14 protein-coding genes are annotated in these 15,332 nt (G+C 60.3%); 6 read left to right on the forward strand and 8 right to left on the reverse strand.

Annotation, left to right across the window (positions count from 1 at the left end; translation table 11 throughout):
- Window positions 1-87: 87 nt before the first annotated feature.
- Entirely contained in the window at window positions 88-2,997 is a 2,910-nt protein-coding gene (locus tag GXB78_RS05390) for an ATP-binding protein (RefSeq protein WP_329514628.1), read from the forward strand.
- On the opposite strand, the gene GXB78_RS05395 is transcribed toward GXB78_RS05390, so the two are convergent.
- Complete coding sequence (locus tag GXB78_RS05395; protein WP_329514629.1) at window positions 2,962-4,434, reverse strand: ATP-binding protein; 1,473 nt, start codon at window positions 4,432-4,434, stop codon at window positions 2,962-2,964. The genes GXB78_RS05390 and GXB78_RS05395 overlap by 36 nt on opposite strands.
- A gap of 90 nt (window positions 4,435-4,524) precedes the next feature.
- Window positions 4,525-5,475, reverse strand: a complete 951-nt coding sequence (locus GXB78_RS05400; protein ID WP_329514941.1) for a GlxA family transcriptional regulator — start codon at window positions 5,473-5,475, stop codon at window positions 4,525-4,527.
- Between the two features lie 220 nt (window positions 5,476-5,695).
- Here GXB78_RS05400 and GXB78_RS05405 point away from each other — a divergent pair, with 220 nt between their 5' ends.
- Window positions 5,696-6,418: a pirin family protein gene (locus GXB78_RS05405; protein WP_329514630.1), complete on the forward strand. Its 723-nt coding sequence runs from the start codon at window positions 5,696-5,698 to the stop codon at window positions 6,416-6,418.
- A 41-nt stretch (window positions 6,419-6,459) separates the two neighbouring features.
- On the opposite strand, the gene GXB78_RS05410 is transcribed toward GXB78_RS05405, so the two are convergent.
- Window positions 6,460-6,897, reverse strand: coding sequence for a hypothetical protein (locus tag GXB78_RS05410; RefSeq protein ID WP_329514631.1), 438 nt, complete (start codon window positions 6,895-6,897; stop codon window positions 6,460-6,462).
- Between the two features lie 250 nt (window positions 6,898-7,147).
- Window positions 7,148-8,023, reverse strand: a complete 876-nt coding sequence (locus tag GXB78_RS05415; protein ID WP_329514632.1) for a LysR family transcriptional regulator — start codon at window positions 8,021-8,023, stop codon at window positions 7,148-7,150.
- A 111-nt stretch (window positions 8,024-8,134) separates the two neighbouring features.
- On the opposite strand from GXB78_RS05415, the gene GXB78_RS05420 reads away from it, so the two are divergent.
- From GXB78_RS05420 to GXB78_RS05430, 3 genes are all read left to right on the forward strand, one after another.
- Window positions 8,135-9,334, forward strand: coding sequence for a YbfB/YjiJ family MFS transporter (locus tag GXB78_RS05420; protein WP_329514633.1), 1,200 nt, complete (start codon window positions 8,135-8,137; stop codon window positions 9,332-9,334).
- Window positions 9,335-9,395: 61 nt separating this feature from the next.
- The gene (locus GXB78_RS05425; RefSeq protein WP_329514634.1) at window positions 9,396-10,394 is read left to right on the forward strand and encodes an NAD(P)H-quinone oxidoreductase; all 999 of its coding nucleotides are present in this window, start codon (window positions 9,396-9,398) and stop codon (window positions 10,392-10,394) included.
- Between the two features lie 114 nt (window positions 10,395-10,508).
- Window positions 10,509-11,453 (forward strand): alpha/beta hydrolase, encoded by a 945-nt coding sequence (locus GXB78_RS05430; protein WP_329514635.1) that lies wholly within the window; start codon window positions 10,509-10,511, stop codon window positions 11,451-11,453.
- Window positions 11,454-11,482: 29 nt separating this feature from the next.
- Here the strand turns inward: GXB78_RS05430 and GXB78_RS05435 are convergent, their stop codons facing one another.
- On the reverse strand, window positions 11,483-11,812 hold the full coding sequence (locus tag GXB78_RS05435) for a hypothetical protein (protein WP_329514636.1): 330 nt from the start codon (window positions 11,810-11,812) through the stop codon (window positions 11,483-11,485).
- A gap of 185 nt (window positions 11,813-11,997) precedes the next feature.
- Between GXB78_RS05435 and GXB78_RS05440 the strand changes: the two genes are divergently transcribed.
- Window positions 11,998-12,273 carry a hypothetical protein gene (locus GXB78_RS05440; RefSeq protein ID WP_329514637.1) on the forward strand — a complete coding sequence of 92 codons (276 nt, stop codon included), beginning with the start codon at window positions 11,998-12,000 and terminating at the stop codon, window positions 12,271-12,273.
- 70 nt (window positions 12,274-12,343) lie between these two features.
- Here GXB78_RS05440 and GXB78_RS05445 read toward each other — a convergent pair whose 3' ends face one another.
- The 3 genes from GXB78_RS05445 to GXB78_RS05455 all read right to left on the reverse strand — a co-directional run bounded on the left by GXB78_RS05445 (window position 12,344) and on the right by GXB78_RS05455 (window position 15,227).
- Entirely contained in the window at window positions 12,344-12,631 is a 288-nt protein-coding gene (locus GXB78_RS05445; RefSeq protein ID WP_329514638.1) for a hypothetical protein, read from the reverse strand.
- A gap of 132 nt (window positions 12,632-12,763) precedes the next feature.
- Window positions 12,764-13,831, reverse strand: a complete 1,068-nt coding sequence (rtcA, locus tag GXB78_RS05450) for an RNA 3'-terminal phosphate cyclase (protein WP_329514639.1) — start codon at window positions 13,829-13,831, stop codon at window positions 12,764-12,766.
- 169 nt (window positions 13,832-14,000) lie between these two features.
- Window positions 14,001-15,227, reverse strand: coding sequence for an RtcB family protein (locus GXB78_RS05455; RefSeq protein ID WP_329514640.1), 1,227 nt, complete (start codon window positions 15,225-15,227; stop codon window positions 14,001-14,003).
- Window positions 15,228-15,332: the final 105 nt, after the last annotated feature.

The raw sequence follows: 15,332 nt of genomic DNA on the forward strand, positions 1-15,332 counted from the left end.
TATGCCCGGACACCCCGGATCAGAAGGCCTGCGCATGCGCCAGGGACTGATTCGCCCTGTCCGCCGCATTACCGCAGGAGCGCGCTGTTGAGCTTTTCCCCGAATCAGGCCATTGCGTTTGGCCCCTATCGGATTCATCCCGGGCAACGACTGCTGATTGAAGGCCAACAGCCTTTGCGCCTGGGACGGCGGGCGATGGACATCCTCCTGATTTTGCTGGCCCACGCAGGCGAAGTGGTGAGCAAACAGCAACTGATGACTGGCGTCTGGCCAGACAGTGTCGTTGAAGACATCAACCTGCGCGTGCACATGGCGGCGCTGCGCAAGGCGCTGGGCGACGGGCAGAACGGGCAGCGCTATATCGTCACCGTGGCGCAGCGCGGCTACAGTTTTGTCGCACCGATTGTGCTCGACAGCATCGAACAGAAACCTGCGGTCGCTGTGGCCAGACACAACCTGCCGCTGCGCCGTACGCGAATGATCGGTCGCCAGCCGGTGGTCGATCACCTGATCGCGCAACTGCCGCGCCGACGCTGCATCACCCTGATCGGCCCCGGCGGCATCGGCAAGACCACGGTCGCCCTGCGAGTTGCCGAGCAATTGATCGGCAAGTATCGCGACGGCATCCGCCTGGTGGATCTGGCGCCGATCGCCGATCCTGCGCTGATCGGCTCGCACATGGCCACACTGCTCGATCTGTCCGCGCCGGCAGGTGATGCGCAAGCGTGTCTGGTCGACGGCCTGCGTGATCGGCAAATGCTGCTGGTAATCGACAACTGCGAGCACCTGATCGATGCGGTCGCGGCGCTCAGCGAGCAGATTCTGCGCGGCGCGCCCAAGGTGCATATCCTCGCGACCAGCCGCGAGAGCCTGCGCGCTGAGGGCGAATTCGTGCAGCGTCTGCAATCCCTCGAATGCCCGTCCATGTCGACCCCGATGGAGCCGAACGAGGCGCTGGGCTTTGCTGCGATGCAATTGTTTGTCGAACGCGCCACGGCGGCGCGGGAAAGCTTTCAACTGAGCCACGCCGAGCTGCCGCAAGCGATCGAAATCTGCCAGCGCCTGGACGGCATTCCGCTGGCACTGGAACTTGCCGCCGCGCAGGTCAGCGAATTGGGCATGGACGGATTGCTCAAGCAGTTGCGCGACGGTTTGCCGCCGCTGTCAGCCCGACAACACAGCAGTGCCGAGCGCCACCTGACCCTGCGCGCGACGATGGACTGGAGTTTCAACCTGCTCAACGTCTGCGAGCAAACCTGTCTGCGCCGTCTGGGGATTTTCCGCGGCAGTTTCACCCTCGCCTCTGCAGCGGCAGTGGTCATTGGTCAACAGATCGACCCCGGAGCGGTGTTCAACGCAGTCACGCAACTGGTGGCCAAATCCCTGCTGAGCGTCGAAGTAGGTGATGAAGATGTTTTCTACCGCTTGCTCGACACTACGCGCCACTACGCACTGGAAAAACTCGAACAGGCCGACGAGCTCAGCGCAACCCGCCTACGCCACGCCGAGCGCTGCCTGACATTGATGCAACAGGCGCAAGCGGATTGGGACAACACCCCGACCGTGCTGTGGATGGAACGCTATGCCCGGGGCCTGGAGGATTTGCGCGCGGCGCTGGATTGGAGTCTCAACGGGCCGGGACCGGATGAGCTGGGCGTGCAACTGGCAGCCGCTTCGGCACCGTTGTGGCAGGAGCTGTCGCTGCTGCGCGATTACAGCCGCTACGTGCGCCGCGCACTGATGCTGCTCAAGGAAACATCTGTGCCCTGCCCTCGCCTGCAAATCGCCCTGAAACTGGCGCTCGGCAGCGCCAGCTATCACACCTGGGGCGGCACGCCACAAACCATCCAGGCTTTCGTCGACGCCTGCCGATTGGCCGAGAAACACGGCGATCTCGCCGGACAACTGCGTGCGGTGTCCGGGCACATGGCGGTCAATCTGAGTTGCGGGCATTACCGCATGGCTTTGGCCCAAAGTGAGCAGTTCGACCGCATCGGCCTGCACGGCGAGCCGCTGCTGTCACTGAGCACACATCGCTTGCGGGTGTTGGCCCTGCATTACGCAGGCGACCAACCGCAGGCACGCGTGCATGCCGAGCAGGTGCTGCAACGCATGGCCCACAGCGGTCATCTCAATCGCTTCACCCATGGTTTCGGCGTGCAATACGACCAGAGTGTTGCCTCGTTGACCGTGCTCGCCCGAGTGCTGTGGCTGCAGGGTCTGCCAGAGCAGGCCTGGCGCGCCGCGCGACAGGCGCTGGACATCGCCGTGCAGATCAACCATGGCACATCGATCTGCTACACCCTGGCGCTGGCCAGTTGTCTGATCGCCCATTACAACGGCGACCGCGAAAACTCCCGCGCCCTGCTGCAGTTGCTGCTGGAGCAATCGCAGAAGCATTCGGTGCTGCTGTTCAATAATTGGGGTCGGCACTACGCGCAGGTGATCGATCCGGATAATGCCGCGCCTGTGTCAGCGCAGAGCAGCGGTCTGATCCGCGAAGTCATGGTTACGCTGAATGAGCGCTTTGTCGATGAGGCACTGGTGGAGCGGGCATATAGCGGCGATGCGGGATGGAGTGCGGCGGAGATATTGCGCGCGCGGGCGGCGGCATTGTTGAAGGGTTCAGAGAGGCCCCTTCGCGAGCAGGCTCGCTCCCACAAGGGGTCGGTGTCGGGGGTAGATTCTCAGTTGGGTGCGGATTGCTGTGGGAGCGAGCCTGCTCGCGAATCGGCCCTCTCCGACACCGCTGCAACCCGGGAAGCCGAACGAACGCTGCAACAAGCGCTGACCATCGCCAGAAGCCAAGGCGCGCTTGCCTGGGAACTGCGCAGCGCCACGGATCTTGCTGAACTGTGGCAACGCCAGTTCCGCCATCGCGAAGCGCTCCAATTACTAAACCCGATCTACCAGCGCTTCACCGAAGGCTTCACCACGCCGGACTTGCGCAAGGTGCGTCTGCTACTCGACAGCCTGCGCGAGCAATGTCCGGCCTGATGCAGTGCGCGTGCGGTTGAGATAGCGCGCATGGCGCTGTTGCAGTTCAGACTTGTCGTCGCTGCGCTCGAACCGGTCACGAGCATAGCGGCGCACGGTGTTGAGCATCCAATAGCGGACCGTCGCGTGGATGGGTTGCTGGATCAACAACGATTTGCGTGCCAACCCTTCGATTATCGCGCTTAGCCTGGAACCGGCCAGATCCACGCTGCTGATCACACTCAGTGCGGCTTCCAGGGTAAAGCCCGTGCTGAACACCGACAGCCGCAGCAGCACTCGCTGTTCCATTTCCGTCAGGCACTGAAAGCTCCAATCGATCGCGGCGGCCATCGACTGATGGCGCGGTTCCGCGGTGCGCCGGCCTTGGCCAAGCAACTGCAAACCGTTTTCAACCTGTGCCTGTAAGCCGACCAAACCCAGTGCGTCGATGTGCGCAGCGGCGAGTTCGATCGCCAGCGGCAGACCGTCCAGTTGACGACAGATTTCGCGCACGCCCGGTAAATCCTGTTGACGCAAACTGAAGCCATGCTGCCGCGCCCGCGCGCGATTGACCAACAACTGCACCGCCGGATAGCTCATGGCTTCTTCGACGCTGTTCAATGTCGAGCGCTTGGGAATCGCCAGCAGCGGGACGTAATGAACGGCCTCCTGCGCAACGTGCAAGGCTTCGCGGCCAGTGACCAGAATCGACAGACGAGGCGCAGCGTGCAACAGGGTTTCGACCAGCGCCGGGCAGCTGTCGCGCTGGTGATCGCAGTTATCCAGCACCAACAACGCGTGGCGGCCGGTCAGCGTGAAAAAGTCTGTCTTCAGGGTGTGTAACAAGTGTTCGAGCAGCGGCTTGTCGTCTTCGAGGCCAGCAAGGTCGATCCACCAGGCGCCATCGCGAAAGTACTGCAGCAGCAATTCCGCCACGCGCAGTGCGACAGTAGTTTTGCCAACACCCGGCGCACCGGTAATTGTCATCAAGCGGCACACCGGCATTTGTCGAACCAGACTACCGACCAGGGCATCGCGCCCACTGACTGGCGTCAGTCGTGCGGGAAGATTGTGCAGCGGCGTGAGTGCGGCGGCGGGCATGGGCAGCGCGTCATTTATGCCCTGCTCTACCGGGGCGACAAAACTGTAGCCGCAGTGCGCCACGTGAATGATGTAACGCTGCCCGTTGCTGCCATCGCCCAGTGCGCGCCGCAGTGCCGCGATGTGCACCCGCAGGTTGATCTCTTCGACGATCGACGTCGGCCACACTTGAGCAATCAATTGCTCTTTGCTGACCACCTCGCCCGCGTTATCGAGCAGCACCTGCAGAATGTCCATGGCGCGCCCGCCCATGCGCAGCGCCTGCTCTCCTTCAAGGACCAGACGCTGGCGCACATGAAAGGCGTAGGGGCCAAAATGCAGCACCGAACCCTGGTTTGTGTCTTTGTGATTATTCATGCCAGACATCTTGGCACCCTTGCGTGACGATACAACCGCCACAGCCGACACAGTACGGACATCCGGCTGCGCCAGACGGACAGAACCGCTCTAGCTGAACTGTTCCCGGTATTGTAACGGTGTAAGACCGAGCTTTTCGGCGAACAGCGAGCGCATGTGCCGGACACTGCCGAAGCCACTCTTATAGGCGATGGTTTTGAGGGGCAGATCGCTGGTCTCCAACAGGTTTCGCGCGCAGTCAATACGTGCGTTCTGCAGGAACTCCATCGGCGTCATGTTGACGTCACGAGTAAACAGACGAGCGAAGTGGCGTGCGCTCATGTTCGCCAAACCGGCCATGCGCTCGACGGTGAAAGCTTCTTCCAGGTGTTCAAGCACGTAATTCTGCGCGCGGGTGATGGGCGTCTCTTGCGGAGAGACTGCCGCCATCAAAGGGCTGAACTGCGCTTGTCCGCCCTGGCGCTTCATGACCACCAACAAGACCTTGGCCACGTCCTGGGCGATTTTCTTGCCGTGATCCCGGGCCACCACCGCCAGCGCCAGATCGATGCCGGCGGTCACGCCACCGGAAGTGATGAGATTGCGATCCTCGACATAGATCTGATCGGTGGTCACCGTGGTGTTCGGAAAGGCCTTGATCAGGCGCTCGGTGTAATTCCAGTGCGTGGTGACGCGATACCCGTCAAGCAGACAGGCATGACCGAGGATGAATGCGCCAGTGCAAATCGAACCGTAGCGTTCGGCGCGCGGTACGGCGTTTTTCAACCAGGCGAACAGCTCGGGAAACCTCTGGTTGTAGGCGCCGGGTCCACCGGGCACCAATAACAGGTCATAGCGCTCCGCCGCTTCGTCGATGTGCAGATCAGCCTGGACCTGTACACCATTGGAAGCCCTCAGCAAGCCGCGCTGCGTGCCTAGAGTCGTCAGTTGATAGTGCAAATCAGGTTTCAGATAACGGTTGGCGACTGAAAACACTTCCAGCGGCCCGGCCATGTCGAGCATCAGAAAGTCAGGGAACAGCACCATTGCCACGGTCTTCATGGGAGGCATCACACATATTCAAGGGTCAATACGCACGCTACAGCCGGGGCATTATGGCCAACTGAGTCGTGATGAGCGTAACCGAGTGCGTGAACCTTAACGCAAAACTGTCAACCTGAGCCGGACAGTCTTTCAATTTCCATCTACTTATTGCCTCGCCGGGTAACCAGTAACCTTCTCCTCACTCGGACGAATTCACGTCCCGCCAGGAGATTTCATCATGCTGACTCTTCGCAAAGCCTCCGATCGCGGCCTCGCCAATCACGGCTGGTTGAAGTCGTTTCACACCTTCTCTTTCGCCAGCTACCGCAACCCGCGTGAACAGGGTTTCTCCGATCTGCTGGTGATCAACGATGACCGGGTCGCCGCCGGCAAAGGTTTTGGCCAGCACCCGCACCGCGACATGGAAATCTTTTCCTATGTGCTCGAAGGCGCGCTGGAGCACAAGGACACCCTCGGTACTGGCTCGGTGATCCGCCCCGGCGATGTGCAGTTGATGAGCGCCGGCAGCGGAGTGGCGCACAGCGAGTTCAACCACTCGGCCACCAAGCCCGTGCACTTTCTGCAAATCTGGATCGTGCCGGATGTCAGCGGCGCCAAGCCGCGCTATCAACAGGAACACTTCAGCGCGCAGAAAAAACGTGGTCGCCTGCAACTGATCATCTCGCCGGATGGCAGCAACGGCTCCCTGAAAGTCCGTCAGGATGCGCGGGTCTACGCCGGGTTATTTGACGGCGAGGAAAGCGCCACGCTGCAATTGCCGGCCAATCGTTACGCTTACGTGCACGTTGCGCGTGGCAGCGTCGAACTCAACGGCCAGACCTTGCAGGAAGGCGACGGCGTGCGGGTTCGTGAAGAACAGCTGCTTACGTTGAGCAACGGTGTCGATGCCGAAGTGCTGGTATTCGACCTGCGCCCACAGGAGTTGCCGGAAATGCCATGATTTGGCGCGCTGCAGAACGGCCTTCCAATGAAGGCCGTTTTTCATGGCGGCGGCACCGTTGTGGGTCGTGCGACTGGGTGGGGGACGGACACCTCTTTGCCGATCTGAATCGCCGCCAGCGTGGTTTGTATTGTGGTCAACACCGCCGCCTGATTGGCGAAATGCGCGCCTACCAGCAAGGAAGCCACGCCGAGGAAATGCACGGTGGTGGCAGCCCAATAGTTGGCCTTTACCGTTGATGCCTGCCTGATCGCTTCCCGCGATTCGTCGGCAATTTTCTGCACGCCCATCCACATCAGGTCATAACGCTTGTCCCGTTCCTGTAGGGCCCTGTCCCGTTCAAGATAGACCTTGTTCTGCTCTGCCTGAGCAGCGAGGAATCCGCGAATGTCGGCGCGCATTTCTGCTACGCGGCCGTCCATTCTCGTCTCGATGGTTTCTATCCTGGCATCGAATTCTTCACGGCTTAAGGTGCTCATGATTTGCCTGTCCCGACCTGCGTCTGATCTGTCCGTGACTGCATATTGACTCACTTCCCTGAATTTCAATTCAACACCTTTCCATGGCTACCGAGGCCTTCCCTGGCGCTTCGTTTCGATGCGGGCCTGGGGTCTGCATCGAGCTGCGGTCACAATAGAATTCATCAGTGTCGACGGCAAGCCGGCCCATTCTGCCTCGGACGTAGGCTGTTTCGTCAGACGTTGTAGCCTTGGCAAAACCCTGCATCCATTATTGGTTTTCCAGCGCAAACGCCTCAACGATCTGTTCGATAACGGCCCGCACCCGCGCGGTGTGACGCAGGTCGGCGTGGGTGACCAGCCACACTTCATACGGCAACGGCCGGGTCCGCTCCGGCCAGAGTCTGACCAGGCCGTCGCGCTCGCCCATGTACACCGGAATTTCCCCTACCCCCAGGCCGGCGGCAAGTGAGCGACGCACCAACAGGCTGGAACTGAGCGTCGCGACCATGCGCCCTTTGTTCAACGGTTCGGAGACCAGCGTCAAATCTTTTTTGCTCTGCAGATAGGGCTGATACACCACCAGATCATGCCCCTCGAAAGCACTGCCGGGCTGCGGTTCGCCACGGCGGTCGACATAGGCCTGCGCTGCGAAGAGTCCTACAGGCCAGCGGGCGATTCGCCGGGCGATTAGATCCGGGTTATCCGGACGGGTATTGCGCACGGCGATATCTGCCTCGCGCTTGGCCAGACTGAGAATCTGCGTCGACGCATCCAGCTGAATCTGCACATCCGGATGCTGATCATGCAGGCGCGCCATCGCCGGGATGATGAAGTCGATGGCCAGCGAGTCGGTGGTGCTGACCCGAACATTACCGGTCAGACGATCATCCAGCCCATGGATGTGCCGCTCCAGTTCCAGCGCCGAATGCTCCATTTTTTCGACACTCCTGAGCGCCGCTTCACCTACGGCCGTCAACGCATAGCCGTCAGACGTGCGCAGGAACAGCGTTGCGCTCAAAGACTTTTCCAGCGCGGTGATGCGCCGTCCTACAGTGGCCTGGTCCACGCCCAGAACACGCGCCGCACCGCGCAAAGTCGACTCCCTGCAAACCGTTAGAAATACTCGCGCATCATCCCAATTCATGCCGGCTCTCCCAGAAGCATTTTTGCATCACTCTGACGCTTAATCGCTGCGCATGCGCAGCAACGATAGCCGATAAGCTGAGCGCCATACACCTCTGATGAGATCGCTATCATGCGTACTGCAAACTCTTCCGGCATCTGGCTGCCGATCTTCGCCGGACTTTGCGCCAGCCTGGTCAGCATCGGCCTGGCGCGCTTCGCTTACACGCCTTTGATCCCTTCGCTGATTCAGGCGCAGTGGTTTTCGGCCAATGATGTCGTCTATCTCGGGGCGGCCAATCTCGTCGGCTATTTGATCGGTGCCCTGCTCGGTCGTCCCATGGCTCATCGGCTTGGCAACCGCAATGCTTTGCGCCTGATGATGCTGGCGGTCACGGCAGCATTTTTTGCCTGTGCTTACCCGTTGTCGGTGAGCTGGTTCTTCGGCTGGCGCTTGCTGTCCGGCATTGCCGGAGGCGCGATCATGGTGCTGGTGGCGGCAACCGTGCTGCCTCACGTTCCAGCTGCTCGCAGAGGCTTGGCCAGTGGCGCAATCTTCCTTGGCATCGGCCTGGGGATTGCCGGCTCCGGCACTATCGTGCCGCCACTGCTGACTCTTGGCTTGCAGGCAACCTGGCTGGGACTGGGCACGCTGGCGCTATTGCTGACCGCGTTGAGCTGGTACGGCTGGCCTGCGGATACCACGCATGCCGTGGCTGCGCACGCAACGTCGACTGATGAGCCGACACCGCCGGGCGTTTACCTGTTGTTCGCTCAATACGCATTCATGGCGGCCGGGCTGGTGCCTGCCATGGTGTTTCTGGTGGATTACGTGGCTCGCGGCTTGGGCGCCGGGGCGCATATCGGCGCAATGGTCTGGGTCATGTATGGCCTGGGGGCGATTGTCGGGCCGGTGACTTACGGCTTCCTGGCCGACCAGCTTGGCGCCCGCACTGGTATTCGACTGGTGTTGGTAGTGCAAGCCATCGCCCTCGGTTTGCTGGCCGTCTCCCATTCATTTCTGACGCTGGCCTTACTGGCGGTGATTCTCGGCTCGTTCCCGCCGGGCATCGTTCCCCTGGCCTTGGCCCGCGTGCATGAACTGGTGCCGTCGCATCACCGCCAACAGATCGCCTGGAGCCGCGCCACCGTGTCGTTCGCCACTTTTCAGGCACTGGCGGGGTTTGCCTATTCGGCACTGTTCAACGCTTCGGGCGGCCGGCACACGCTGCTGTTTGTGATCGCCGCCGGCGCGATCGTGGTTGCCCTGCTGCTGGAGCAAGCCATGCGCTGGCTGCCCTCGGCGCCTGAAACCCGTTGCGCGGCGAACTGAAGGGAATCATTGCGCGTTGCCAGCGCTCCCATCTACACGACCTTTTTCACAGGAATCGACAATGTCACTGCCCAATGAAATGACCCGTATCGAAATTACCGAACCCGGCGGCCCTGAAGTGTTGCAAGCCAAGCGCGTGCCTCTGCCAAGTGTTGCCGAAGGCCAAGTGCTGATCCGCGTTCACGCTGCCGGCATCAACCGTCCGGATGCCCTCCAGCGCGCCGGCAAATATCCGATGAAACCCGGCATGGACCCGATCCCCGGCCTGGAAGTGGCTGGCGAAGTGGTTGCACTGGGTGCCGGAGTAACGCGGTTCGCGGTCGGCGATCGTGTGTGCGCACTGACCAATGGCGGCGGCTACGCCGAATATTGCGCGGTTCCAGCCGGGCAGACATTGCCTGTGCCGGATGGTATCGACTGGGTTCAGGCCGCCGCGATTCCGGAAACGTTTTTCACTGTATGGGCCAACCTGTTCGGCCTCGGCGGCGCCCAGTCGGGCCAGCGGGTGCTGATTCACGGCGGCACCAGCGGCATCGGTACCACGGCGCTGATGCTCTGTCGTGAATTCGGCATCGAGGCGTTCGCTACCGCTGGCAGCGCTGCAAAATGCGCAGCGATCAGCCGATTGGGCGGGCAGCCGATCAACTACCGGGAGGAGGATTTCGCCAAGGTCATTGCCGAGAAGACGGCAGATCAGGGCGTGAATGTGATCCTCGACATCATGGGTGGCTCGTATCTGAACGGCAACATCAGCGCACTGGCGATGGATGGAAGACTGGTGATGCTTGGCTTCCTCGGCGGCGCCCGCGCCAACGATGTTGATTTGCTGGCGATCCTTGGCAAACGCGCGGTGGTCACCGGTTCGCTGCTGCGCGCGCGCACCGCTGCGGAGAAAGCCGCCATCGCCGATCAACTGCAGGAACATGTGTGGCCAGCCCTCGCCGCCGGGCGCTGCCTGCCGATCATCGACAAGGTTTACCCGCTGGCTGACGCGGCGCAGGCTCATGCCCGCATGGAGGGCGGCGATCATATCGGCAAGATTGTGCTGCAGGTGGCGTGAGCGATTGCAGCATCTTGTAATCGTTGCCCATGCACGGTGGTCGAAAAACAGTCACGCGCAGACCGAGGCATCTGGTAAAAAGCGTTCTTTGTCTGCGCCGTGGTGAAACGATTAATGTTCCTTTCCTTCCTGACTCGTCTGCGACGCCGCCGCCTGGCGTTTGCCATGATGGCGGCGCTGATCATTGGCGTGCCGACGAGTTGTGCGGTGCTGGAACACACCGAGCGCAAACTGCTGTTTCGTATCGAACCGGGCACCGCCGGCTGGTATCGCGGCCTGCCCGGCAGCGTTCAGGAACTCGATCTGCAACCGAAAAGCTTCAAGGCCGGGCAGAACATCCATGCCTGGTGGTGGCCGGCGGAACGTGCCAATGCGCCGGCAATCCTTTATTTGCATGGCGTGCGCTGGAACCTCACCGGGCAGTTGTTCCGCATCGAGCAACTGCGCGCGGCGGGCTATTCGGTGCTGGCTATCGACTATCGTGGGTTCGGCCAGAGCAAGGGCGACTTACCATCCGAAAGCAGTGTTTATGAAGATGCCCGCGTAGCTTGGGAGCGCTTCCAGCTGCTGCAACCGGACCCGAACAAGCGCCTGATCTACGGACATTCTCTCGGCGGCGCTGTGGCGATCGATCTGGCGGCTGAGCTTGGGAAGAATGCCGCGCGCAACCACACGCCTCTGCCGGTGCGCGGGCTGGTCATTGAATCGACCTTCACCTCGCTGGCCGATGTGGCCGCCGCCGTGGCGAAGACCTCGCTACCGGTGCGCTGGCTGCTGTCGCAGAAATTCGATTCCATCGACAAGATAGCCGACATTCATATGCCGCTGCTGGTGGTGCATGGCATGGCTGATGCCTTCGTACCGCCGCGCTTCAGCGAACAATTGTTCAATGCCGCTGAGCAGCCCAAACGCCTGTTGCTGGTGCCTGGAGCAACTCATAACAACAGCATGGCACTGGGCGGCCAAGGGTATCGCAAGGCTCTGGATGCGTTGATGCAGACCAAACCGTTGCCGCGTATTGCCGGGCCGGCACCGGTCAAGCGCTCCCGCGACTCTTGAGCTTTCCGGTCAGGCTTGGTAATCCAGCATCAACGCCGGGCTAGTTCGTGGCGTACGCATTGTTCGTAATAGGTCTGCTTGACCGCTGCCGGTTTGAGCTTCGAACTGCTGTTGTAGGTCTGCTCGGTAATCCCCATTGCGGTCATGCGCATCCATGGCTGCTGGAACCGCCGAACCTGCAATTGCTTGCGCGCGCCATACAGCGAAACGCCGGACAGCTTGGATTGCTGCGCACCGGCAGCAATGTCCGAGCCCCAAGTGCAGGCAAAGCGATGGCCCTTGCTTAACTCTTTTGCCTGCGCTCCCGAGGCGATCAAAGCCAGGGAAAGCATCGCAACGGTGATGACAATCGTCCGCATATAGCCAACCTAACCTTTTGAAAAAAGGCGATTTTGCCGGGGTGCATTGGGCCTGGGGGCCAGCAATTTGCCTGCTATCGGGATATTTTTCATCAGGCGAAATTCGCCACTCGTCCAATACCGCGCACCTTTGCCAGGCAGACTTATCAAACGCAGTACATCCCACCGCGCAGAAGGCCCAAGTGATGAACAAGAAAATATTCGCCCTGTCGTTTTTCAGCCTGTGCCTGATCAGCCCGCTCCACGCCTGGGCAGCGGAAACGACAGCGGGTGCCGCCACCCCTGCGACCGCCCTGCCTGGGGTCAATCACGCAGAAAGCTCTCGCGATCATGATGAGAAGGCGAACAAGAAAGGCGAAGAGTCATCAGGCGCCAACGCGGGCTCAGAGCCGCATGAGACGGAAAAGGATGCCGCGACGTCGAGCGACTCCGAAGATCTGCAGAAAAAACCTGCTCAGTAGGGGCTCCGGTAAATAAAAAGGCCAATGTCATCGACATTGGCCTTTTTTTAGCGTCGCAGAGACTGATTCCTCATTGCTTGGTGCACTGAGCGCCCAGTCCCATGCCCATCGAACCCAGCGCAACCATTGGGCCGCTCGGCAGTTCGCACGTATATTCACCGCTTTCGGTCTGAGCGGTATAGAAGGTTGTATTGAAGTCGCTGCGGATGTTTGAAACCTTGATCACGGGTTTGCCGATGGTGGTCTGTGCGCGATTCTTGAGATCACTCTCTCCCGGTTTGACGGTCTGGCATCCCGTAACCGCGAGCGCCAATGTTGCGAATAAAGCGAGAACCGGAATAGTCCTTGTTGAGTTCATGCAGATCGACCTTTTTGATTTTCATACCGGAGAAGTTCTGGCAATAAGCTGCCAAGCGAAAGGACTTTAAAGTCGAGCCGGTACAGGGGCAATTAGGTCGGATGTGCTAATGGCTCAAGGCTAGCGGCGCTCTCAGTGAGGTTTTGCAACTGCTTCAGGGGTTGCGAGCGACTGGTGATCGGTTTGAAAAATTTCTATCCGCAGGCGATCGCCGCCCTCCTCCCGGCAATCGATACGAACTGGCAAGAACATCTGAATGACCTCGATGTTGCTGCGCAGATGATCGGTCATGCGCGGCGTGGTAAACGATCCGCCACCGGCCAGCGCCATTGGCAACAGCAACTGATCGGCCAGGTGTTCAGCGACCGCAGCATTACTGCGCAACCAGTCGACAGCCTGATTGATCGCGGCATCGGCGACCTTCTCGGCGCGCAACGACACTTGGCCAAATGCGCTGAACACCTCAGTGACATCCTCGAAAACGTATTCCAGCAATAACACATTGCCCGGACCGCGTGCCGGATCAAGCGTCACCGGTTGCAGCGCCTCCGCAGGCCAGTTCAACCGCTTGGCCACTTGGCTCAGTTCTCGCTGGGCAACGCTAGGCGCAAGTCCGGCGGTCAGCGCCAGAGCCTGTTGTGAAATCGCCTCGCCGCGCTCACACAGATCCAGTCGCGTCAGGCGCGACGGCTGCACCCTGACCTCTATTTCGCCACCGCCGGCCGGCACAAATCCATGACGCAGCAAGTCCAGCTCGACATCGCCGCCCATGCGCCGCAGCAGCGGTAGCCAACTGCGCGAAAGAAAATCAGTCGGGGGCGCCAGCGGATTGTGCGTGCCACCAGAGATCGTCACTCGACTGGCCTTCGGCGCCCGCAACAAGGCCGGCAACAGCGTCTGTAGCACCAGCGTGCAACTGCCCGCCGTGCCCATGGCGAACTCGAAGTTGCCGGCGCGGATTGCGCCAGGTTCGAAGCTCAAGGCCTGCGAACCCAGATGCGCATCGCAGATCTGTGCATCACAAACCTCGGCCGCTGCCAACACGGCCGTCAGATGCTGACGCAGCAATCCCGGACGGCTGCGTCTGGCGCGGATCTGTTTAATGCGAAACGCCCGGCCTGTCACCATCGACAGGCTCAGCGCACTGCGCAACACCTGACCGCCACCAATGGCGCCGTCCAGTTCAATTATTTCTTTCATTGCCAATCCTTATGCGTACAGCCCGACGATATTCCTGTGGTGTCGATACTGCCGTTACGAATCTTGCCGAGTTCCAAGTAATATCGGGACTTCGAGGTCAAGCTCAGCCGCGATGAACCGGTGCAGCGGAAAACGGGGGCTACAAGCGCTCTCGCCAGCCGGCAGTTGCTTATCCTTTGACGCACACCACTTGCCGCAGGGTATGCAGCACTTCCACCAGCTCGCGCTGGGCGTGCATGACTTTGTCGATGTCCTTGTAGGCCATCGGAATCTCGTCGATCACCGCTTCGTCCTTGCGGCACTCCACGTGGGCGGTGGCGCGAATCTGATCGGCAATGGTGAAGGTATTTTTTGCCTTGGTACGGCTCATGGTCCGCCCGGCGCCATGACTGCAGGAACTGAACGACTCCTCGTTGCCCAAGCCGCGAACGATGAAGCTTTTAGCACCCATCGAGCCCGGAATTATCCCCAGTTCGCCCTTCTTCGCTGACACCGCACCTTTGCGGGTAATCAGCACGTCTTCACCAAAATGCCGCTCTTTCTGCACGTAGTTGTGATGGCAGTTGACCGCCTCCAGCGCGACCTCGAAAGGCTTGCGAATGATCTGCCGCGTCGCCTGAATCACCGCGCGCATCATCAGTTCGCGGTTCTGTCTGGCGAAATCCTGCGCCCAGCCCACCGCCTCCACATAATCATCAAAATGTCGGCTGCCTTCTTCGAAATAGGCCAGGTCACGGTCCGGCAGGTTGGCGATGTGCTGACGCATATCGGCTTGGGCCATCTGGATGAACAGGTTGCCGATGGCGTTGCCGACGCCACGCGAGCCACTGTGCAACATGAACCAGACCCGGTTGGCTTCATCCAGGCACACTTCGATGAAGTGGTTGCCGCTGCCAAGTGTCCCCAAGTGCCCACGGTTGTTGGTGTTGGCCAGTTTCGGATACTTGTCGGTGATCAATTTGAAGCGTGGCTGCAAACCCGCCCAGGCCTGATCGGCTTGCTGGGGAATCTCATCCCACGCGCCTTTGTCTCGCCGTGAACGATTCGAACTGCGGCCATGGGGCACCGCTTGCTCAATGGCGCTGCGCAGGCCGTGCAGGTTGTCGGGCAAATCAGCGGCGGTCAGCGACGTACGCGCAGCGATCATGCCGCAGCCGATGTCGACGCCCACCGCCGCCGGAATGATCGCGCCAACTGTTGGAATCACGCTGCCGATAGTCGACCCCTTGCCCAGATGCACGTCAGGCATCACTGCCAGATGCTTGAAGATGAAAGGCATTTTCGCCGTGTTCATCAACTGTGCGCGGGCTTCGTTTTCTACCGGAACGCCTTCGGTCCAGAGTTTGATTGGCTTGCCGTTGGCGACTTCGAGAAGTTGGTAGCTTTGATCTGTCATGTCTTGTTGTCCTGTTCGTTTTCATCAGCATTGCAGCCGCTGTGCCAGCTTCAGATGACGGGGTAACTTTTTCGCTATCCACCTGATTTAAAAAGACTTTTAACT

Source organism: Pseudomonas moraviensis subsp. stanleyae, assembly GCF_036283065.1.
GTDB lineage: Bacteria > Pseudomonadota > Gammaproteobacteria > Pseudomonadales > Pseudomonadaceae > Aquipseudomonas > Aquipseudomonas stanleyae.